Source organism: Acidovorax sp. NB1 (genome assembly GCF_005405905.1).
Taxonomy (GTDB): Bacteria; Pseudomonadota; Gammaproteobacteria; order Burkholderiales; family Burkholderiaceae_C; genus Acidovorax.
In genome coordinates, this window is sequence record NZ_BJHU01000035.1 from 313,461 (window position 1) to 332,874 (window position 19,414).

At 63.8% G+C, this 19,414-nt stretch carries 19 protein-coding genes; 2 read left to right on the top strand and 17 right to left on the bottom strand.

Annotated features, from left to right (window positions below):
- Positions 1-72 precede the first annotated feature (72 nt).
- The 4 genes from AvAM_RS19000 to hemN all read right to left on the bottom strand — a co-directional run bounded on the left by AvAM_RS19000 (position 73) and on the right by hemN (position 6,219).
- The gene (locus tag AvAM_RS19000) at positions 73-2,517 is read right to left on the bottom strand and encodes a bifunctional diguanylate cyclase/phosphodiesterase (RefSeq protein WP_137748508.1); all 2,445 of its coding nucleotides are present in this window, start codon (positions 2,515-2,517) and stop codon (positions 73-75) included.
- Positions 2,514-3,815: an HD-GYP domain-containing protein gene (locus AvAM_RS19005; RefSeq protein ID WP_137748509.1), complete on the bottom strand. Its 1,302-nt coding sequence runs from the start codon at positions 3,813-3,815 to the stop codon at positions 2,514-2,516. The genes AvAM_RS19000 and AvAM_RS19005 overlap by 4 nt, the downstream gene beginning before the upstream one ends.
- A gap of 260 nt (positions 3,816-4,075) precedes the next feature.
- Positions 4,076-4,831: a sulfite exporter TauE/SafE family protein gene (locus AvAM_RS19010; protein WP_137748510.1), complete on the bottom strand. Its 756-nt coding sequence runs from the start codon at positions 4,829-4,831 to the stop codon at positions 4,076-4,078.
- Between the two features lie 5 nt (positions 4,832-4,836).
- The gene (gene hemN / locus AvAM_RS19015) at positions 4,837-6,219 is read right to left on the bottom strand and encodes an oxygen-independent coproporphyrinogen III oxidase (RefSeq protein WP_137748511.1); all 1,383 of its coding nucleotides are present in this window, start codon (positions 6,217-6,219) and stop codon (positions 4,837-4,839) included.
- Positions 6,220-6,412: 193 nt separating this feature from the next.
- Here hemN and fnr point away from each other — a divergent pair, with 193 nt between their 5' ends.
- Positions 6,413-7,135, top strand: coding sequence for a fumarate/nitrate reduction transcriptional regulator Fnr (gene fnr / locus AvAM_RS19020; protein WP_063461830.1), 723 nt, complete (start codon positions 6,413-6,415; stop codon positions 7,133-7,135).
- A gap of 113 nt (positions 7,136-7,248) precedes the next feature.
- Here fnr and AvAM_RS19025 read toward each other — a convergent pair whose 3' ends face one another.
- The 9 genes from AvAM_RS19025 to AvAM_RS19065 all read right to left on the bottom strand — a co-directional run bounded on the left by AvAM_RS19025 (position 7,249) and on the right by AvAM_RS19065 (position 15,326).
- Positions 7,249-7,542, bottom strand: coding sequence for a hypothetical protein (locus tag AvAM_RS19025; protein WP_137748512.1), 294 nt, complete (start codon positions 7,540-7,542; stop codon positions 7,249-7,251).
- Between the two features lie 78 nt (positions 7,543-7,620).
- Positions 7,621-7,896 carry a FixH family protein gene (locus AvAM_RS19030; protein ID WP_137748513.1) on the bottom strand — a complete coding sequence of 92 codons (276 nt, stop codon included), beginning with the start codon at positions 7,894-7,896 and terminating at the stop codon, positions 7,621-7,623.
- A 69-nt stretch (positions 7,897-7,965) separates the two neighbouring features.
- Complete coding sequence (gene ccoG / locus AvAM_RS19035; protein ID WP_137748514.1) at positions 7,966-9,411, bottom strand: cytochrome c oxidase accessory protein CcoG; 1,446 nt, start codon at positions 9,409-9,411, stop codon at positions 7,966-7,968.
- 87 nt (positions 9,412-9,498) lie between these two features.
- Positions 9,499-10,419 carry a cytochrome-c oxidase, cbb3-type subunit III gene (gene ccoP / locus AvAM_RS19040; protein ID WP_137748515.1) on the bottom strand — a complete coding sequence of 307 codons (921 nt, stop codon included), beginning with the start codon at positions 10,417-10,419 and terminating at the stop codon, positions 9,499-9,501.
- 24 nt (positions 10,420-10,443) lie between these two features.
- The gene (locus AvAM_RS19045) at positions 10,444-10,581 is read right to left on the bottom strand and encodes a cbb3-type cytochrome c oxidase subunit 3 (RefSeq protein WP_063461825.1); all 138 of its coding nucleotides are present in this window, start codon (positions 10,579-10,581) and stop codon (positions 10,444-10,446) included.
- 12 nt (positions 10,582-10,593) lie between these two features.
- Positions 10,594-11,226: a cytochrome-c oxidase, cbb3-type subunit II gene (gene ccoO / locus AvAM_RS19050; protein ID WP_137748516.1), complete on the bottom strand. Its 633-nt coding sequence runs from the start codon at positions 11,224-11,226 to the stop codon at positions 10,594-10,596.
- A gap of 17 nt (positions 11,227-11,243) precedes the next feature.
- A complete protein-coding gene (gene ccoN / locus AvAM_RS19055; RefSeq protein WP_137748517.1) occupies positions 11,244-12,683 on the bottom strand; it encodes a cytochrome-c oxidase, cbb3-type subunit I in 1,440 nt (479 codons plus the stop codon).
- 64 nt (positions 12,684-12,747) lie between these two features.
- Positions 12,748-12,885 carry a cbb3-type cytochrome oxidase assembly protein CcoS gene (gene ccoS, locus AvAM_RS19060; protein WP_094287546.1) on the bottom strand — a complete coding sequence of 46 codons (138 nt, stop codon included), beginning with the start codon at positions 12,883-12,885 and terminating at the stop codon, positions 12,748-12,750.
- Positions 12,885-15,326, bottom strand: a complete 2,442-nt coding sequence (locus AvAM_RS19065) for a cation-translocating P-type ATPase (RefSeq protein WP_137748663.1) — start codon at positions 15,324-15,326, stop codon at positions 12,885-12,887. Before AvAM_RS19065 ends, ccoS begins: the two co-directional genes overlap by 1 nt.
- 158 nt (positions 15,327-15,484) lie before the next feature.
- Here AvAM_RS19065 and AvAM_RS19070 point away from each other — a divergent pair, with 158 nt between their 5' ends.
- Positions 15,485-15,928, top strand: coding sequence for a universal stress protein (locus tag AvAM_RS19070; RefSeq protein WP_137748518.1), 444 nt, complete (start codon positions 15,485-15,487; stop codon positions 15,926-15,928).
- A 134-nt stretch (positions 15,929-16,062) separates the two neighbouring features.
- Here AvAM_RS19070 and AvAM_RS19075 read toward each other — a convergent pair whose 3' ends face one another.
- From AvAM_RS19075 to AvAM_RS19090, 4 genes are read right to left on the bottom strand one after another with little or no spacing between them, the layout of a single operon-like run.
- Positions 16,063-16,776, bottom strand: a complete 714-nt coding sequence (locus AvAM_RS19075; RefSeq protein ID WP_056064401.1) for an ABC transporter ATP-binding protein — start codon at positions 16,774-16,776, stop codon at positions 16,063-16,065.
- Positions 16,773-17,543, bottom strand: coding sequence for an ABC transporter ATP-binding protein (locus AvAM_RS19080; RefSeq protein ID WP_137748519.1), 771 nt, complete (start codon positions 17,541-17,543; stop codon positions 16,773-16,775). The genes AvAM_RS19075 and AvAM_RS19080 overlap by 4 nt, the downstream gene beginning before the upstream one ends.
- Positions 17,540-18,421, bottom strand: coding sequence for a branched-chain amino acid ABC transporter permease (locus AvAM_RS19085; RefSeq protein WP_137748520.1), 882 nt, complete (start codon positions 18,419-18,421; stop codon positions 17,540-17,542). Before AvAM_RS19085 ends, AvAM_RS19080 begins: the two co-directional genes overlap by 4 nt.
- Before the next feature lie 12 nt (positions 18,422-18,433).
- A complete protein-coding gene (locus AvAM_RS19090) occupies positions 18,434-19,309 on the bottom strand; it encodes a branched-chain amino acid ABC transporter permease (RefSeq protein WP_137748521.1) in 876 nt (291 codons plus the stop codon).
- Positions 19,310-19,414 lie beyond the last annotated feature (105 nt).

The following is a 19,414-nucleotide window of genomic DNA, read 5'->3' on the forward strand; positions in this document are numbered from 1 at the left end:
CGCTGACAGACTGAAAGAAGCCGCCGCCCTCTCTGGGCGCAGGCTCTACCGCACCGGTTGGGCGCCGGGGCCCTACGAAATGATGGGCCGGTGTTTGCCCTGCGCTTTTAGCGGCAGGGGCTCGCGCAGCATGGCGCGGAACTTCTCTGCCGGCAGCCCGGGCGCGCACAGAAAGCCCTGGTAGTGTTCGCACAGCATCTGCTGCAACACGGCCTGCTGGGTTTCAGTCTCCACCCCCTCGGCCACCACCTCGATGTGCATGGCGCGGCCCATACTGATGATGGCACTCACGATGGCACGGTCGCCATCGTCATCGGGCAGGCCACGCACGAAGGACTGGTCGATCTTGAGCTTGTGGATGGGCAGTTTCTTGAGGTAGGCCAGGCTTGAGTAGCCCGTGCCGAAGTCATCGATGGCGAGGCCAATGCCTAGGTCAGCAAGCACCCGCAGCCGCTGCTCCATTTCCTGCGCATCTTGCAGCAGGATGGTTTCGGTCAATTCCAGTTCCAGCAAGGTCGGTGGGAGCTGGTGCACCGCGAGCAGGCGCGTGATCCGGTCCACAAAGTCAGGCTGGCGGAACTCCAGGGCCGACACGTTCACAGAAATCATGATCGGCATGCCGCTGTGCATCCACACCGACGCTTCCCGCACGGCCTGCTCCATCACCCAGGCGCCCAGGGTCACGATGTAGCCCGACTCTTCGGCCAGTGGGATGAACACGCCAGGCGAGACCGCACCGAACTCGGGGTCGGTCCAGCGGATCAACGCCTCGGCCCCGGTGATGCGCCCCGTGGCCATGTTGACCTGCGGCTGGTAGTGCACAGCCATGCGCTGCAGGCCCAGCGCCTGGCGCATGGCGTGCTCCATCTGCATGCGCGCGAGCAGGTTGGCGTTCATCTGCGGCTGGTAGAAGCCGTAGCTGCCGCGCCCCCGTTCCTTGACGCGATACATCGCGGTATCAGACTGCTTGATCAGGTCGTCCAGTGTCGCCCCGTCCTGCGGATACAGCGCAATGCCAATGCTGCACTGGATGGAAAAACCCATGCTGTCGAGCATGAAGGGTTTGAGCATGTCGTCCAGGATGCGGCGCGCCACGCTCTCGGCCACCGGCGCATCACCGCCATGCAGGTAGATGACAAACTCATCGCCCCCAAGCCGGCACAGCATGTCGGTTTGCCGCAAACAGGTCTGCAGACGCTCGGCCACCAGCTGCAACACGCGGTCGCCAAAGGGATGGCCCAGAGAGTCGTTGATGATCTTGAAACGGTCCAGATCCAGGAAGAGGATCGCAAAACCGGTGTCGCTCTGGCGCGCCCCCTGGATGGCGGTATCCACCCGCTGGGACAACAGCAGCCGGTTGGGCAGGCCGGTGAGCACGTCGCTGTAGGCCAGCTCCTCGATGCGCTTCTGCGCTGCATGCTGCAGCGTGAGGTCGCGCATGAAACCGATGCTCTGCACCAGCCGCCCTTCATCGTCGCGCAGCGCCACCCAGGACAGTTGCACAGCGCAATAGGCCCCGTTGTCGCGGGGCAGCCAAAGCTCTCCCTCCCAGAAACCGTCACGCGACCAGCCCTGCTGTACCCGCTCCATGAAGCCAGCGTCCGAGCCGCCACCAAACAGCGAGGCGGCCATGCAGCCCTCGAAGGCCTTGGCGGCAGGCCCCACCAGGCGCTCACAGCCCGGGTTCATGCGCATGATGCGGTGCTGGCTGTCGGCAATAAAAATGGCATCCAGGCTGGACTCGAACACGCGGGCCGCCAGGCGCAGGCTGGCCTGGATTTCAGTCTGCCGGGTAATGTCGCGGTAAGAATAGACGCGCCCCACCGCCCGTCCCTGACGGAACTGCGGCACCGTGCGCATTTCCAGCACCATGCCGCTGCGCAATTGCAGGATGTCGGTGCTCTCCTGCATGGGCTCACGCTCAATGGCCGCCATGCGTTCGGCGTAGGCGCGGGCATCTGCCACCTGGCTGGCCATGAAAGCATAGACGGCCGCATCGTCGCGCTCCACCAGCAGGTGTCGCGGCAAGCCCCAGAGCTGCGCCAGCCTCTGGTTAAAAGCACGCACACTGCGGTCCAACCCGCAGACCAGCATGCCGTCGGCGGCGGAATCCAGCGTGGCGCGCAATTCGGACAACAAGGTTTCCAGCTCGTGCTCCGTCGCCTCCTGAGCACTGCGGTCCAGCATGGTCAGCATGAAGGCCGTGCGCCCGTCCTGCCCCCAAGGCACCCGCGTCACATGCCGATCCACAGGCACCAGCAGGCCATTGGCACGCACCAGGCTGGTGTAGGAATGAATCCCCGCCGCAATCACTTCGGGAGGCTCTGCCCAGAAAGCCTGGTCCTGGGGAGTGGCAGCCAGTCCCAGCACGGGCTTGCCGACCATGTCGGCCACAGGCATGCCCACCAGCCGTTCTGCAGCAGCATTGGCATGCAGGATGAGATGGTGCGCCTCATCGACCAGCCAGACGGCTTCCTGCAGCCCGTCTAGCCAGCCATGCGATTGCGAGTCGGTCACGTACCCGCCTCTTCGGGGCCGGGGCTGACCGCTCGCTCAAAAAAGTAACAAATGCGCTGCCGTGGCGAAAGATAGTCCAGGGCATCGCGAGGCAGCTGCGCTGGCTTGAGACTGCGGCGGATACCCAGCTCCGGCACGGTTTCCAGGTCCAGGATAGGGGCCTCATCCTTGGGCACCCGGGAATCATGGACGATGACCTTGGGCCGCAAGGGACGTGACGAATTCACCGAGGCCACAATCGCATAGCGGTCGTTGACCAGCTGGACGATGGAGCCGGGCGGATACACCCCCATCATGCGGATAAACGCGCCAAGCACCACGGAATCAAACTTCGCCTTGAGTTGGGCAAAGATGACGGACAGCGCCTCGTGGGGCGTGAGGGCATCCACACCGATGGCAGGATTGCACATGCGGTCATACCGGTTTACAAGAGCGAGCACCTGGCTCGCCCGCCCCAGATCCACTCCAGTGAGCCGCTGCGGAAACCCGCTGCCATCGGCCATTTCGTGGTGACGGGCCACAGCCACCACCACAGCCTCAGGAAACCCCATGCGTTTGGCCATTGCCACAGACTCCGCCACATGGGTCTCATACCGTGAGCGCTCCATCAGGGGCATGGAAGGGGTAGGTTGCCGCAGGTTCGGCGGAAGTTTAAGCTTACCCAGGTCGTGGATCAGTGCAGCCCCCCCCAGGTCGTGCAACTCCTCGCTCTTCATGCCCAGCGCACGGCCCAGCAGGAGCGAAATGACCATCACGTTGATAGGGTGGAGGGCATTGCGCTCACCCACCCCCTCTGACAGCAAGCGGATCACCGAGTCTCCGTTTTCCAGCAACTCGGAAACGCAGCCGGACACCAGCACCACGCCCTTGTCGCGGGCTTGATCGGGGTGTTCGGACACCGCCCGCTCCATCGCCTGGTACTGCCGGGTGGCTTCGGCGAATCGCTGGTTGCAGGCAGCCAGCGCCTTGTTCTGGGCCTCCAGCAGCTGCCGCCGCCGCAAGGCCTCGGTATCCACCGCCGCCGGGACACCCGGGGCAGCATCCAGGCCGTTCGCTGGGGGTGCCACCATCTCCGGCACGCTCCAGGCTGCGGGCACCAGCTCCTTGAGCGCGGGATCACTCTTTTTGGGGAGATACCGCACCTCGGTCAACCCCAGTCCGCGCAAGGTCGCAATCTGCTCTGCCGACGCCACCCGGAAACTGCTGGTCGGAAAAGGATGATGCATCCAGCCCACATCGAGCTGGATGTACATGCCGACCCGCAGTTGGCTGATGTCGATGAGGATGGAAGAGTTCACTTCAGGCGCACGCGAAACATGGAGACATCAATGCCACCAATAGTTACGCAGATTATCACCAGTTACGGAGGCTTGTCTAAGGAGCAGAACCCCATCGCTGCGATACGGCAACACTTGGTAGGCATGTGTCCCCAAAGTGCGCAGAACCTGGCAGTTGTGCCCGAAAACAAGGCCAAGCATGTGTAGTGCTGGCCCACTCACGGCCATGCGACCACCCCACCCCCAACCGCCCTCCTACAGTTGTCAGCCGACGGCAAGCATCAGCGGCACCAGAGTGAAGGCTTGTAGATCAGGTCCATCCAGAGCGCCCAGGCTGCAACGGCACAGAGCAAGCCCCCCGCGATCCGGGTGCCCCATTCGGCGCGGGCCAGATTCAGGCGGCGCCGGAGGCGGGTCCATGCCCACGGGCCGCCGACAAGCCAGACACCGCTGCCCACGCCAAAAAGCGCCATGCACAGCGCCCCTTCCAGGGGCCCGCCGCTCAACGCGGCCACCAGCAGCGCCGAGTACAGCAACCCGCAAGGCATCAATGCCCAGAGCACACCCGCCACCAGCACACCACCCGGCGCACTCACCCAAGGTCGAACACGCCCCCAGACGGCCCGCCCGGCCTGTTCCACCCAGGCTGGCTGGCGCGACTGCACCATCATCATCAGGCCCCAGGCCATGACGGCCACATGCATCAGGGTCCACGCAGGACGCAAGGCCGTGGTCTGCTGCGTGAGCCAGGCCAGGCTGTCCATGGCCAGAGCAGCCAGGGCCCCGGCAGCGGCGTACCCCACCAGCCGCCCCCCATGAAATGCGACACCACGCAGGGCCACACCACCACGCGGCGCCCAGTGCACGGCCTGCCCTACTGCAGCCTCTTGCTGCGTGCCGTCCCGTCCACCCGCTGCGGCGGCATGCTCCGCTCCCTGCCCGACCAGTGCACCACAGGGTGCGGCGCACATGGCCAAGCAATGGGACCCGCCTGCGAGCCCCATGAGCAAAGCCGTCCAGGCGACCGTTGCAAGCATAGGACTCAGATGATGCGCGAAAACCGGGCGCGGTTGCGGTCTGCCTGCAGATAGCGGTCGAACACCATGGCAATGCCGCGCACAAAGAACCACCCCATGGCAGTCACCTCAATCCCTTCAGGCCCTACCCGCACCAACCCCTGCTCCGCCATGTCTTCGAGCTGGGCGATTTCGGCTGCAAAGTACTGCCGCACGTCGATCAACCAGGCCTGCTCCATGGATTCATAGAGCAACTCACCCTGGCACATCAGGGCCATGATGGCGGCGCGCCGCACGAGGTCGTCGCGCGTCAGCGCCAGTCCGCGCACCACCGGCAGGCGCCCCTGGTCAAGAAAGTCGTAGTACTCGTCCAGCGTCTTGGAGTTCTGGCTGTAGGTGGCGCCCACCCGGCCAATGGCAGACACGCCCAGGCCGATCAGGTCACAGTCGGGCTGCGTACTGTAGCCCTGGAAGTTGCGGTGCAAGCGCCCTTGCCGCTTGGCCACGGCCAGGGCATCCGAGGGCAGTGCAAAGTGGTCCATGCCCACATAGACATACCCCGCCTCCATGAATGCATCCAGCGAACGCGAGAGCATGGACAGCTTGCTCGACGCGGTAGGCAGCTCGGCCGACACAATGCGACGCTGGGGCTTGAAACGCTCGGGCAGGTGCGCGTAGGCATACAGCGCGATGCGGTCGGGACGAAGCTGTGCCACCTGCGCCAAGGTGCGGTCAAACGACTCGGGCGTCTGGCGTGGAAGGCCGTAGATCAGGTCCACATTCACAGAATCAAAACCCAGCGAACGCGCAGACTCCACCAGCGCAAACACCTGCTCGGCAGGCTGGATGCGGTGCACGGCCTTTTGCACTTCCGCGTCGAAATCCTGCACACCAAAACTCAGACGGTTGAACCCCAGCTCGGCCAGCAAGGCCAGCCGATCGGCATTGACGGTACGTGGATCCACCTCGATGGAATATTCGCCGCCCGGCGCGAGCGTGAAGCTGCGCTTGAGCATGGCCATGAGTTCGCGCAGGCCTGCATCAGACAGGAACGTGGGCGTGCCGCCCCCCAGGTGCAACTGGCTCACGACCTGCCCCACGCCGCAATGGGCGGTGTGCAGATCAATCTCGCGGCTCAGGTAGCGCAGATAAACCTCCGCGCGATCGTGGTGCTTGGTGATGATCTTGTTGCAGGCGCAGTAGTAGCACAACGATTCGCAGAACGGAATGTGCACATACAGGGACAGGGGCAGGGCCTTGGCCACCGAGCCCGTCCGGCGTTGCTCCAACGCGAGGATGTAGTCCTCCTGCCCAAACGCCTCGACAAAACGATCAGCTGTCGGATAGGAGGTATAGCGGGGTCCCGGCACGTCAAAACGGCGCAGGAGATCGGGCGAAACAGCAGTCATGGGGGAATATCCTTGCGTACACCCTGACTGTGCCGTACCCTTAGGAACATGTCCTTGACCTGCATCAAGTGAACAATCAGGCCGACCAGCGACAATTTGATGCATGTCAGTCGCTCAGATGCCCCCGAAGGCCTTCCCAGCTTTTCGCATCGGGCGCGATATGCTCGACGCTCAACCCCTAGCTCATGTGCCTATGAACCCGCTCACCATCAAAGTCGCCTGCTCCAACTGCAACCTGCGCGAGCTGTGCATGCCCGTGGGCCTGAACGAAGAGCAACTGCAGCGCATCGACGAGGTTGTTGCCGTTCGCCGCAAGGTCAAACGCGGTGGCACGCTGTTCCGCAACGGCGAATCCTTCACCTCACTCTACGCCATCCGCACCGGCTTTTTCAAGACCTGCGTGGCCACAGAAGACGGCCGCGATCAGGTCACGGGTTTCCAGATGGCGGGCGAAATCATCGGCCTTGACGGCATCGTGAACGACCACCACACCTGCGACGCAGTGGCCCTGGAGGATGCAGAGGTCTGCGTCATGCCCTTCGACCGCATCGAAGAGCTGTCTCGCGAGGTCACGGCCCTGCAGCACCATGTGCACAAGATCATGAGCCGCGAGATCGTGCGCGAACACGGAGTGATGCTGCTTTTGGGCAGCATGCGCGCCGAAGAGCGCCTGGCCGCCTTCTTGCTGAACCTGGTACAGCGCCTGCATGCTCGGGGCTTCTCGCAGTCCGAACTGGTGCTGCGCATGACCCGCGAAGAAATCGGCAGCTACCTGGGCCTGAAACTCGAAACCGTGAGCCGCACCTTCTCCAAGTTTGTGGAAGAAGGCATTGTGGAAGTCAAACAGCGCCATGTCCGCATCCTGGACACGGACGCCCTCAAGCGCATCGTGAATAGCCAGCAGGCCTGCCACTGACTTTGTAAGAGCCCATCGCCGGGCGATCAACTGCTGACTGCCACATTCGGGGCCGATTTCAGGGCTCAGGCAAACTGGCTATCCAGCAGCCAGCAGCGTACTCCGCACCACACTCAAGAGCAGGACGACGTCTTGCGGCAGTCATCCGGCCGCTCGCCCTCTGGCACCGGGCAACGGTTCAGCTCAAAAGGTGACATGGCCAGCAGCGTAGTCAGCGCACTGCTGGCCATGGTGACAACCCAGAACGCAAAAAAGGCCAGGGTGTAGACCCCTTGCCGTGACAGCGCCAGCGGCTGGCCGAACCAGTGCAGGTCCTGCGGGTCCACCATCGCAAAAACAAGCATCTCCAGCACACCCGCCATCAAGAAGGCGGGCCATGCAATCCACATCAGGCGTTGCGTCCACATATCGTTCCTGTCTCCTGGGGTGGCTCAGTGGTAGCAAGGCGGCACCCTATCCCTGGGCTGCCATGGCCTCGCACAGTTTCAACGTGGCTGGTCCTGCACCGGTGTGGCTGCATGGTTGCGGCCCTTCATGGCCGGTGCCAGGCTCTTCTCGGGGGCTTCCAGCGTCTGGTTGATCTCAATTCCCTTGCGGTAATAGTCTTCCGCCACCACAGGGTCTGGCCGAGACACTGCCAGCCACAGGGTCACAAAACCCGCGACGATCACGATGGCCGGGCCGGCAATCACCAGCCAGACATGGCCAAACTTCCACCAGGGGGCTGCTTCAGCCTGGGCAATGGCTGGGTTTGAAGACATGGCGATTTACTCCTTCACATTCATCTCGATCAACACAAGGCCAGGTCGGGCCTTGCACCAGGGCGCCACTCAGCGTGGCACCAGGAACACAGATTTTTCAGACACATGGGCAGCAGCGCCCACCGCCTGCACATCAAACTGCACGGCATGGGAACCCGGGCTTGCAGAACCATACGGTATCTGCAAGCGCACCGCCACCCAGCGCGACTCGGCCGCACCGATGTCCACTTCGGCGTCGGAGGACACCTCCAGGCCTTCCAGCCCCCGCGCACTGATGCGATAGCGTTGTTCGCCCTCCGTCGCATTCATGATCTGCAGACGGTAAATGTTCTCCAGCTTGCCTCCGGCCACGATGCGCGACAGCGCTGCGCGGTCCCGCACCACATCGACCTTGAGCGGGGTCCGCACGACCAGGCTGGCCAACATGGCGACACACAATGCCACCAGCACGGCGCTGTAGATCAGCACACGGGGCCGCAGCACACGCCGCAGCATCTGCGACTGGGTCCACCGCTGGGCCACACCGTTCTGGGTGGAATAGCGGATCAGCCCCCGGGGGTACTGCATCTTGTCCATGACCGTGTTGCACGCATCCACGCACAGGCCACAGCCAATACATTCGTACTGCAGACCCTTGCGGATGTCTATGCCCACCGGACAGACCTGCACACACAACGAGCAGTCAATGCAGTCGCCCAGGCCCTGGGCCTTGTAGTCGATGTTCTTCTTGCGCGGGCCGCGCTGCTCGCCGCGTTCGGGGTCGTAGGTCACGATCAGCGTGTCCTTGTCGAACATCGCACTCTGGAACCGCGCATACGGACACATGTACTTGCAGACCTGCTCGCGCATGTAGCCGGCATTGCCGTAGGTGGCAAAGCCATAGAACAGCACCCAGAAAATCTGCCAGCCGCCCTGCAGTGCCAGCAACTCGCTGCCCAGCTCGCGGATGGGCACGAAGTACCCCACGAACGTGAATCCGGTCCACAAAGCCACAGCGATCCACACTACCTGCTTGAAGAACTTCTTGCGGATCTTCTCGAAGGTCCAGGGGCCGTTGTCCAGCCGCAGCCGCGCACTGCGATCACCTTCGATCTTGTGCTCGATCCACATGAACATTTCGGTGTAGACCGTCTGCGGGCATGCAAAACCACACCACAGCCGCCCCGCCACTGCCGTGAAGAGAAACAGCGACAGCGCCGAGATGATCAAAAGCCCCGTGAGGTAGATGAAATCCTGCGGGTACAGCACCAACCCAAAGATGTAGAACCTGCGTGCGCCCAGATCGAACAGCACCATCTGGCGCTGCCCCCATTCAAACCAGGGCAAACAGTAAAACACGATCTGCGTGAGCAGCACCATGCCCCAGCGCCAGCGCGCGAACAGGCCACTGATGGAGCGCGGATAGATCTTTTTCTGCGCTTCATACAAAGAGACGATCTCGCCCTGGGCAGACGGCTCGGACGCCACGGGCGCGATGGGAATGACCTTGCGAGCAGGCTCGCTGGGGGGCTTCATGGTGTCAATTTACTCACAGGGAGTTAAACAGCCTAACAACAAAGGAGCCAGGCAACCACCGCCGGTGCGGTCGCCTGGCAACATCGGTCAACGCGCGGCAGCCGCCTGCTTGCCGTTCGACAAACTCCAGACATAGGCCGACAGGACCCCGATCTGGGCCTCCGTCAGCTTGTCGGCCTGCGCGGGCATCTGGTTGACTTTGCCGTTGTTGATCATGGCGGTGATCGCCGCCTCGCCCCAGCCATGCAACCAGATATCGTCCGTGAGGTTGGGTGCGCCCAGGGCCTGGTTGCCCTTGCCGTCCATGCCGTGGCACGCAGCGCATGCCGTGAACTTGGACTTGCCCAGCGAAGCGCGCAGCGAGTCATGCGGGCTGCCCGACAGGCTCAGCACATAGTGCGACAGATTGCGCACATCTTCTGGCGAGCCCACGGCCGCTGCCATGGGGGGCATGTTGCCGATACGACCCTTTTCAAGGGTCTCACGAATCTTCTCGGGCGTGCCGCCGTGCAGCCAGTCGCCATCGGCCAGGTTGGGGAAGCCCTTGCTGCCGCGTGCATCCGAGCCGTGGCACTGTGCGCAGTTGTTCATGAACAGGCGCTCGCCAATGGCGTGGGCCTGCGGGTCCACCGCCACTTCTTCGGGCTTCATGGAGGCAAAACGTGCGTACAGCGGCTCCAGCTCAGCTTTGGCCTTGGCCATTTCAGCCTCGTACTCACCCTTTTGCGTCCAGTTCAGCTTGCCAGTGAAGCTCCCGAGACCAGGATAGGCAGCCAGGTAGCCCAGGCCGAAGATGATGGTGATGACGAACAGCCACACCCACCAGCGTGGCAGGGGGTTGTTCATCTCGACCAGGTCTTCGTCCCAGACATGGCCCGTGGTGTTGTCGGCCGTGGCCATCACCTTCTTGCGCCCCGCCATCCAAAGCAGGATGCCGCAGGCGATGATGCCGACCAGTGTCAGCGCGGTCACAAAGACCGACCAGAAATTGCTGGTGAAGTCACTCATGGGATGTTCTCGTTCTGGTGAGGGTCAATCTTGTTCGAAGGGCAGCTGCGCCGCCTCGTCAAACCGGGACTTGTTGCGGCCCCGGTAGGCCCAGACCCAAATGCCAATGAAGCAGGCCATCGAAGCCAGGGTGGCGACGATGCGCATGGTCGTGATGTCCATGGCCAATCTCCTTTACTTGAGCGCGCGGCCCATGACTTGCAGGTAGGCGACAAGGGCGTCCATTTCGGTCTTGCCCTTCACCTCGGCTGCGGCGGCTGCGATCTGTTCGTCGGTGTAAGGCACACCCACCGTGCGCAGCGCCTTCATGCGGGGCGCCACGCTGGCGGGGTCCACCACACTCTTCTCCAGCCAGGGATAGGCGGGCATGTTGGACTCGGGCACCACGTCGCGGGGGTTGTTCAGGTGGATGCGATGCCATTCGTCGCTGTACTTGCCGCCCACGCGGTGCAGGTCGGGACCGGTGCGCTTGCTGCCCCACTGGAAGGGGTGGTCGTAAACGAACTCACCCGCCACCGAATAGTGGCCGTAGCGCAGCGTCTCGGCGCGGAAGGGTCGGATCATCTGCGAGTGGCAGTTGTAGCAGCCCTCGCGGATGTACACGTCGCGCCCCACCAGTTGCGTTGCGGTATAGGGCTCGACGCCCTTCACGGCCTCGGTGGTGGACTTCTGGAAGAACAGGGGCACGATCTCCACCAGGCCGCCAATGGCGATCACCAGCAGGATCAGCACGATCATCAGGAAGTTGTTGGTCTCGACCTTCTCGTGCGAGAAGCCGGTGGAGGAAGATGAATTGTTGTTGGACATGAATTGACTCCTTCGGCTCAGGCGTGGGCAGCATTCACGGCAGGAATGGCCACCTTGACCGAACGGCCAGAGATCGCGGTCATCCACACGTTCCAGGCCATGATGACCATGCCTCCCAGGTACAGCAGGCCACCGGCCACACGGATCACGTAGAACGGATAGGTCGCCTTCACGCTCTCGACAAAGGTGTAGGTGAGCGTGCCATCGGGGTTGATGGCGCGCCACATCAGGCCCTGCATCACACCGGCAATCCACATGGCGGCGATGTACAGAACGATGCCGATGGTGGCCATCCAGAAGTGCAGCTCGATCGCCTTGATGGAGTGCATCTTGTCGCGGCCGAACAGGCGCGGCACCAGGTAGTACAGCGAACCCATGGAGATCAGGCCCACCCAGCCCAGCGCGCCAGAGTGCACGTGGCCCACGGTCCAATCGGTGTAGTGGCTCAGCGCGTTGACGGTCTTGATGGACATCATCGGACCTTCGAACGTGGACATGCCGTAGAACGATAGCGACACGATCAGGAAGCGCAGGATGGGGTCGTCACGCAGCTTGTGCCATGCGCCCGACAAGGTCATGATGCCGTTGATCATGCCGCCCCAACTGGGGGCCAGCAGGATGAGCGAGAACACCATGCCCACAGATTGCGTCCAGTCAGGCAGCGCGGTGTAGTGCAGGTGGTGGGGGCCGGCCCACATGTAGGTGAAGATCAGCGCCCAGAAGTGCACGATCGACAGGCGATACGAGTACACAGGGCGGCCTGCCTGCTTGGGGATGAAGTAGTACATCATCCCCAGGAAGCCTGCGGTGAGGAAAAAGCCCACGGCGTTGTGGCCATACCACCACTGCACCATGGCGTCCTGCACGCCAGCGTAGGCGGAGTAGCTCTTCATGAAGCCGGCAGGAATCGCTGCGCTGTTCACCAGATGCAGCAAGGCTACGGCCAGGATGAACGCACCGAAGAACCAGTTGGCCACATAGATGTGCTTGACCTTGCGGGTACCCACCGTGCCGAAGAACACGATGGCGTAGGACACCCAGACCAGCGTGATCAGGATATCGATGGGCCATTCGAGTTCGGCGTATTCCTTGCCCTGGGTGTAGCCCATCGGCAAGCTGACCACGGCGGCAGCGATGACCAGCACCCAGCCCCAGAAGGTGAATGCGGCCAACGGCCCGGCAAACAGGCGAACCTGGCAGGTGCGCTGCACCACGTAGTAGCTGGTGGCAAACAGTGCGCTACCGCCAAACCCGAAGATCACCGCATTGGTGTGCAAGGGGCGCAGGCGGCCGTAACTGAGCCAGGGAATGCCAAAGTTGAGTTCTGGCCAGGCCAGCTGGGCGGCGATGACAACGCCCACCAGCATGCCAACCACCCCCACAACCACGGCCAAGATAGAAAACTGTCGCACCACCGTATCGTTGTAGTGTGCAGTCATAGTTTTTGGAGAATCCATCGGGCACCTCTTTGTATTGCAGTAAGAGTTTGTTGCAGGGCATCATTTCTGACATTGACACAAGTCAACCGTCTCGGAGAATGCGCTCCCCCTCTTGCTCCACGCTCTCGAACTGGCCGTGGTAGACCGCCCACCACAGCCCGCCCAGGATCAAGAGCACCAGCAGCACGGACAGCGGAATCAGCAGATAAAGGATGTCCATCAGACGGGCTCCAGGGTGGTCTTCGCAAGGTTCAGGGGCGACTGCGGGGCCTTGCCCGCAAAAGATGTTTCGGCATCGGCCAACGCGGGCAGTGCAGGCAGCGCTGGCAGGCCACGCGCCAGCCGTGCCGCGTTGAGAACCACCAGCAGTGAACTCAGCGCCATGCCCAGCCCGGCCAGCCATGCGGGCATCCAGCCCACTACGGCCAGCGGCACACACAGCGCGTTGTAGCCCGCGGCCCACCACAGGTTCTGGCGCACCACGCGCAAGGTGCGGCGGGCCAGCAACACGGTCTGCGGCACCAGCGCCAGGCTGTCGCCCAGCACCACAAAATCTGCCTGCGACTGGGCCAGCGGCACAGCGCGGCCAAACGCAAACGACACATGGGCACCGGCGAGCACCGGGCCATCGTTGAGGCCGTCCCCCACCATGGCCACCTGGTGCCCACCTGCCTGCAGCGCTTGCAGGGCATCCAGCTTGCCCTGGGGCGAACATTCACCCTGCACCTGCGCAATGCCCGCCTGCGCAGCCACACGCTGCACGGCCTGCACGCGGTCGCCCGACAGCAACTGCACCGCCACACCCTCCTGCTGCAGTGCTGCGACCACGGCAGGTGCCTCGCTGCGCAGGTCTTCCACCAGATCGAACCGGGCCAGCTCCAGCAACACACCGTCGGGCCCTTGCGCCGACAGGACCACCTGCAACGCGGAGCTGCCCTGCTCCGGCACTACCCCTGCATGGCGGGCTGAACCCAGCCAGACCTTGCACTCGGGCTCAAGGCCGGTGTTGTCCGACACGGTAGCGCTCAGGCCCAGGCCCGCGTCCTCTTGCAGGCTGGCAACGCACCAGCGCGCCTGCTGTGCAGGCGCCGACGTCGATGCCGCAGCCACCACCGCACGCGATGCGGGGTGCATGGAGTGGTGCGCCAGCGCAGCCGCCAGGCTCAGCGCGTCATCGGCCGCCCACCCCTGCGCGGTGTGCACGGCCCGCAGCGCCATGCCGTCGCGGGTCAGGGTGCCTGTCTTGTCAAACACCAGGGTGTCCACCTGGGCCAGGGCCTCCAGCCCCTGCAGGTTGCGCACCAGCACCCCATGGCGCGCCAGCGTGCCCGCCGCCGTGAGCATGGCTACCGGCGTGGCCAGCGACAGCGCGCAGGGGCAGGTCACGATAAGCACAGCCACGGCCACCATGAGCGCATGCCCAGGGTCCGACGGCCACCACCAGGCGGCCGCCAGCCCTGCAGCCAACAGCACCGCCACCAAAAAGGGCCGCGCAATGCGGTCGGCCAGCAAGGCCAGTCGGGGCTTTTGCAGCGATGCGCTTTCCATCAGCGCCACGATCTGAGCAAACCGGGTCTGCCCGCCCGCGCCTTCCACCCGCACCTCCACGGGCGACTGCAGGTTGTAGCTGCCCGCAGTGACGTGGCTGCCCACCGGGCGCGCCACCGGCGTGGACTCCCCTGTCAGCAGCGCCTCGTCGGCATGTGTATTGCCCGCGGTGATGCAGCCATCGGCCGGGAAAGCCTCGCCCGGCAGCACGCGGATGGTGTCGCCCTCCACCAGGCGGCGGGTGGCCACGCGGGCAAAAGTGCCCGTGGCGTCGTCGCGCCGCTCCACGCTGTCGGGCAGGCGGTTCATCACGGCCTCCAGCGCACCGGCGGTGCGGTCGCGCAGGCGCAGCTCCAGCCAGCGGCCGGTGAGCAGGAAGAACACAAACATGGTCAGGGAGTCGTAGTACACCTCCTTGCCAAAAATGCCGCTCGGGTCAAACGTGCCCGCCGTGCTGACCACAAAGGTGATCGCCATGCCCAGCGCCACCGGCAGATCCATGCTCACGCGGCGCAGCCGCACATCGCGCAGCGCACTGGCAAAGAAGGGGCCACACGAGAACACCACCATGGGCAGCGTGATGACCCAGGACGCCCAGCGCAGCAGCTGCTCCATCTCGCCCGACAGGTCGCCGGGCTGCGCCACATAGGCGGGCCACGCGTACATCATCACCTGCATCATGCAAAAGCCCGCCACCAGCCAGCGCCACAGGGCACGGCGGCTTTCGCGCTGGCGCTGCCCGCGTGCAAAGGCATCCATGGCCGGCATGGCGCGGTAGCCCGCGTTCAGCACGGCTTTCATCCACTGCGAAGGCAGCACCCTGCCGGGCTGCCACACCACGCGCGCACGGTGCGTGGCCGCGCTCACATCGGCCTGCAACACGCCGGGCACGGCGCGCAGTGCGTCTTCGATGGTGAGGGCGCAGGCGGCGCAGTGCATGCCTTCCAGCACCACATGCGAGTCCCAGGTGGAAGATTCGGGGTGGCCCCGCCCGGCCTCGGCAGCATCGGCGGGCAAGGGGCTGCCTGCGGGTGTGCAGGGGCGGCCAAACGCCAGCCATTCCTGCGGGTCGTCCAGCAACTGGGGGGGCGCAGCGGGCGATGCCCCCGCCATGCCATCAGGTAGATGCGCCGGGGAAGCCACCGACGCATCGGGTCGAAACATTGACATGGTTCAAGCCTATCGTTGGGCCATGACAGGTACATTGACCTGCATCAAGTCCCGGAACATGATTCATCCTAAGCTTGATCCATCGTTTTGAGGAGACCTTTATGTACAAACGCATCCTGATCGCAACGGACGGCTCCCCCCTTTCGGACAAGGCCGTGGAACATGGGCTGTCCCTGGCCGCCCTCACCGGCGCCTCGGCTGTAGCCCTCAAGGTGGTGCCCCGCTACCCCCGCAGCTACTTTGAAGGCGGCATGCCCGTCGATACGAACGATGTGAAACGCATCGAAACCCAGTGGGGCGATGCGGCCCAGGCCATGGTCGATGGCGTCAAGGCCAAGGGCGAAGCCCAGGGGGTGTCGGTCAAGCCCGTCATCGCCAAGTCCGACCTCGTGGCCGAGGCCATCATCTCCGCCGCCAAGAAGCACAAGTGCGATGTGATCGTCATGGCCTCGCACGGCCGCAAGGGCCTCAAGCGCCTGCTGCTGGGTAGCGAGACGCAGCATGTGCTCACCCACTCGCACATCCCGGTACTGGTGCTGCGCTAAGCGCCAAAATTTGCATCAAAACAGGTTCTTCCGCCTATCCAGCAAGCGGAAGCAGCTATCCAATCAATAGCAAAACACCGAGAGGTTTCAACGCCTGCTCGGTGTTTTTCATTCCCAGCCGGATCGTCGGCGGGTCAATGGTTGCCCAGGTAGAGCTGCGCCATGCGCTCATCGGCCAGCAGCCCTTGCGCCGGGCCCTGCAACACACAGCGCCCCTGGTCCAGGATGTAGCCCTGCTGGCTGATCTGCAGCGCCTGCCTTGCGCGTTGCTCCACCATCAACACCGCCACGCCTGCGGCGGGCAGCTTCTGCACCATGTCGAACACCTTACCCACCAATGACGGCGCCAGCGCCGCCGTGGGCTCATCGAGCACCATGATGCGCGGCGACGGCATGAGCGCCCGCGCAAAAGCCAGTTGCTGGCGCTCGCCGCCCGAGAGGTTGCTGGCAGGCTGCGGCAGGCGCTCCACCAACGCCGGGAAGTCGGCCAGCACCTCGTCCATGCGGCGCTTGATGTTTGCCACGCCCCGCACCACCAGCAGGTTCTCGCGCACGGTGAGCGAAGGGAACACATTGGCCACCTGCGGCACATAGGCCAGCCCCGCGTCAAAACGGTCTTCGGCCGACAAGGCCGTGATGTCGCGCCCACCCAGGTGGATGGTGCCCGCCACACGCGGCAGCAAGCCCAGCAGCGCCTTCACAAGCGTGGATTTGCCCGCGCCGTTGGTGCCCGCAATGGTCACGATCTCGCCCGGTGCCACAGCCAGGTCAATGCCGTGGATGATGTCCACCTCGGAATACCCGCCGCGCAATTGCGCGATCTGCAGCAAGTTGTCTGCGCCGCTCATACCACCCCTCCCATATAGGCTTCCTGCACGCGCGGGTCGTCCAGCACGGTGTGCGGGTCGCCCTCGGCCAGGATGGCGCCCCGGTCCATCACGATCATGCGGTTCGACAGCGACTTGAGCGCCTGCAGGTGATGCTCGATCACGATGAACGCGATGCCCTGCCCGTTCAGCTCGCGCACGCGGTCGCAAATCTCTTCAATCAGCACCGGGTTCACCCCGGCAAACGGCTCGTCCAGCAAGATGCAGCGCGGATCCAGCATCAGCACCCGGCCCAGCTCCACCAACTTCTTCTGCCCGCCCGACAAACCGCCCGCCTTCACGTCGCGCACCCGCGCCAGGTTCAAAAACTGCAGGATGCGGTCTGCCTTGGCAGACAGCTCCGCCTCGTGCTCGCGCAGGCTGCGCGTCTGGAAGAAGGCATTCACCAGCCGCTCCCCTTGAGGGTTGGCCGCAGCCGCCATCAGGTTCTCATGCACCGTGAGGCTCTTGAACTCTCGCGGAATCTGGAACGTGCGCACCAGCCCCAACCGGGCTCGGCGGTACGGGGGGATGCGGGTGATGTCCTGCCCCTCAAAGTGGATCTGCCCCGCATCCGCTGGCTGCTGTCCGGCAATGGCCGCGAACAGCGTGCTCTTGCCCGCACCGTTGGTGCCTGCAATGCCCAGAATCTCGCCCGCCTTCAATTGCAGCGAGACTCCGTCCACTGCCTTGAAGCCCCCAAACTGCCGCGTGACGGCGCTCACCTTCAGCATCGTTGTTGCAGTCATTGGGATTTACCTCCAAACAGGCCGTTGGGCTTGTACAAGGTGATCAGGATCAACGCCAGGCCCACCGCCGCCAGGCGCAGGCTGGCCATTCCCACCTCGGACACGCCCGGCACCCAGTCCTTGGCAAAACGCGAGCCTTCCAGAAACACCATGAGCAGCAACGAGCCAAACACCGCACCGCGCACGGTGCCCGAGCCGCCCATCACGAGGCCCATCCACACATAAAACGTGATGAGCGGAATGAACTGCTCGGGCGTAATGAAGGTGATGAAGTGCGCATAGAACGCGCCAGCTACACCGGCCAACGCTGCCCCCAGCATGAACACCTGCACCTTGAACCAGGCCGGGTCCTTGCCCAGGGCCGACAGTGCGGGCTCATCGTCGCCAATCGCCTTGAGCAGGCGCCCAAACGGGCTGGCCGCCAGGCGCACTGTGCCCCAGGCCACCACAGCGACCACCGCCAGCAGCGTGGCAAAAATTGCCATGTCAGACACACCACTGCCCCAGGACGCAAACAGCTTGGGCAAGCCGGGCAAGCCCTGCACGCCTTTGGTGAGCCAGCTTTCTTGCTGGATGGAGATGCGCACCGCCTCCGAAAAACCCAGCGTGACGATGGCCAGGTAGTCATCCCGCAGCCGCAGCGACAGCAAGCCGATGGGCAGCGCCAGCAAGCCCGAGAGCACGGCCGCCGCCACAAAACACAGCACCAGCGGCACGCCTTGCAGCGCCAGCAGGCCGGACGTGTAGGCGCCCACGGCAAAGAACGCCACGACGCCAAAGTTGACCAGTCGGGTCAGGCCGAACTGCAGGTTCAGGCCCAGCGCGAGCAAGCAATAGATAAGGGCAACAATGCCAATGGCACACAGGTAAGCAATCATGAATCAGGCTCCTTACCGCACCAGTTGCACGCGGCCCATGATGCCCGCCGGGCGAACCAGCAGCACCAGCGCCAGCACCACAAACGACAGCACCAGCTTGTACGACGGCCCCATCAGCGGTACCGCCAGCTCTTGCGCCACACACAGCAGCAGCGCGCCCAGCACGGCACCGACCGGGCTGCCAATGCCGCCCAGCACCATGGCCGCAAACGCAGGGATCAAACTCTCCCACCCCATCTCGGGGCTGACCACGGCCTTCATTCCCAGCAGCACGCCGCCCAGCGATGACAACGCCCCCACCAGCAACCACAGGCTCAGCATCAGCCCGTTCGCGCGGATGCCGCTGGCACGTGCCAGGTCGGCACTGTCCGCCACGGCGCGCAACTGGCGGCCAAAGCTGGTGCGGTAGATCAGCACAAACACCACCAGCAGACACGCTGCCGCCACCGCAGCAATCGCCAGATCGGTAGGCAAGATGCGGATGCCGCCAAAGTTCCAGGCGCGCACCAGGGGCAGGTCAAACGTGCGCTGGTCGTGCCCGGCAAAAAAACCGATCAGGCTGCGCAGCAAGAAACCCAGGCCAATGGCTGCAAGCATGGACGACACCATGGGCCGCCCGGCCAGCTTGCGAAAGATCAGCGTGTACGAGCCCGCAGACACCAGGGCCGTGACCCCCATGCTGATGAGCGCCGCAGCCCACAGCGGCCAGCCGCCCAACAGCTGCACCGCCACGGCGGCGTAGGCGCCAGTGGTCAGCATGTCGCCAGTGGCCGCGTTGGGAAAGCGGTTGACGCCCATCACCAGGGTCATGGCCAGGGCGGGCAATGCCACTACAAGGCCTTCGATCAATCCGTTGATCAGCAGGTTTACAAAATCGATCCAGGTCATTGCGTCATTCCGTCATCCCGTGCACATAGCGCGTCCGGAGCACCCATTGGGTCTGCATGTTCAAACTTGAAAAAACCCGTTCGGGCTGAGCTTGTCGAAGCCCTG

What these genes read in the sequence shown, in the direction of transcription:
- AvAM_RS19010 (WP_137748510.1), bottom strand. Translation starts at nt 4,831, where the DNA reads ATGCTTGCAACGGTCGCCTGGACGGCTTTGCTCATGGGGCTCGCAGGC.
- hemN (WP_137748511.1), bottom strand. Translation starts at nt 6,219, where the DNA reads ATGACTGCTGTTTCGCCCGATCTCCTGCGCCGTTTTGACGTGCCGGGA.
- fnr (WP_063461830.1), top strand. Translation starts at nt 6,413, where the DNA reads ATGAACCCGCTCACCATCAAAGTCGCCTGCTCCAACTGCAACCTGCGC.
- AvAM_RS19025 (WP_137748512.1), bottom strand. Translation starts at nt 7,542, where the DNA reads ATGTGGACGCAACGCCTGATGTGGATTGCATGGCCCGCCTTCTTGATG.
- AvAM_RS19030 (WP_137748513.1), bottom strand. Translation starts at nt 7,896, where the DNA reads ATGTCTTCAAACCCAGCCATTGCCCAGGCTGAAGCAGCCCCCTGGTGG.
- ccoG (WP_137748514.1), bottom strand. Translation starts at nt 9,411, where the DNA reads ATGAAGCCCCCCAGCGAGCCTGCTCGCAAGGTCATTCCCATCGCGCCC.
- ccoP (WP_137748515.1), bottom strand. Translation starts at nt 10,419, where the DNA reads ATGAGTGACTTCACCAGCAATTTCTGGTCGGTCTTTGTGACCGCGCTG.
- AvAM_RS19045 (WP_063461825.1), bottom strand. Translation starts at nt 10,581, where the DNA reads ATGGACATCACGACCATGCGCATCGTCGCCACCCTGGCTTCGATGGCC.
- ccoO (WP_137748516.1), bottom strand. Translation starts at nt 11,226, where the DNA reads ATGTCCAACAACAATTCATCTTCCTCCACCGGCTTCTCGCACGAGAAG.
- ccoN (WP_137748517.1), bottom strand. Translation starts at nt 12,683, where the DNA reads ATGGATTCTCCAAAAACTATGACTGCACACTACAACGATACGGTGGTG.
- ccoS (WP_094287546.1), bottom strand. Translation starts at nt 12,885, where the DNA reads ATGGACATCCTTTATCTGCTGATTCCGCTGTCCGTGCTGCTGGTGCTC.
- AvAM_RS19065 (WP_137748663.1), bottom strand. Translation starts at nt 15,326, where the DNA reads ATGGCGGGGGCATCGCCCGCTGCGCCCCCCCAGTTGCTGGACGACCCG.
- AvAM_RS19070 (WP_137748518.1), top strand. Translation starts at nt 15,485, where the DNA reads ATGTACAAACGCATCCTGATCGCAACGGACGGCTCCCCCCTTTCGGAC.
- AvAM_RS19075 (WP_056064401.1), bottom strand. Translation starts at nt 16,776, where the DNA reads ATGAGCGGCGCAGACAACTTGCTGCAGATCGCGCAATTGCGCGGCGGG.
- AvAM_RS19080 (WP_137748519.1), bottom strand. Translation starts at nt 17,543, where the DNA reads ATGACTGCAACAACGATGCTGAAGGTGAGCGCCGTCACGCGGCAGTTT.
- AvAM_RS19085 (WP_137748520.1), bottom strand. Translation starts at nt 18,421, where the DNA reads ATGATTGCTTACCTGTGTGCCATTGGCATTGTTGCCCTTATCTATTGC.
- AvAM_RS19090 (WP_137748521.1), bottom strand. Translation starts at nt 19,309, where the DNA reads ATGACCTGGATCGATTTTGTAAACCTGCTGATCAACGGATTGATCGAA.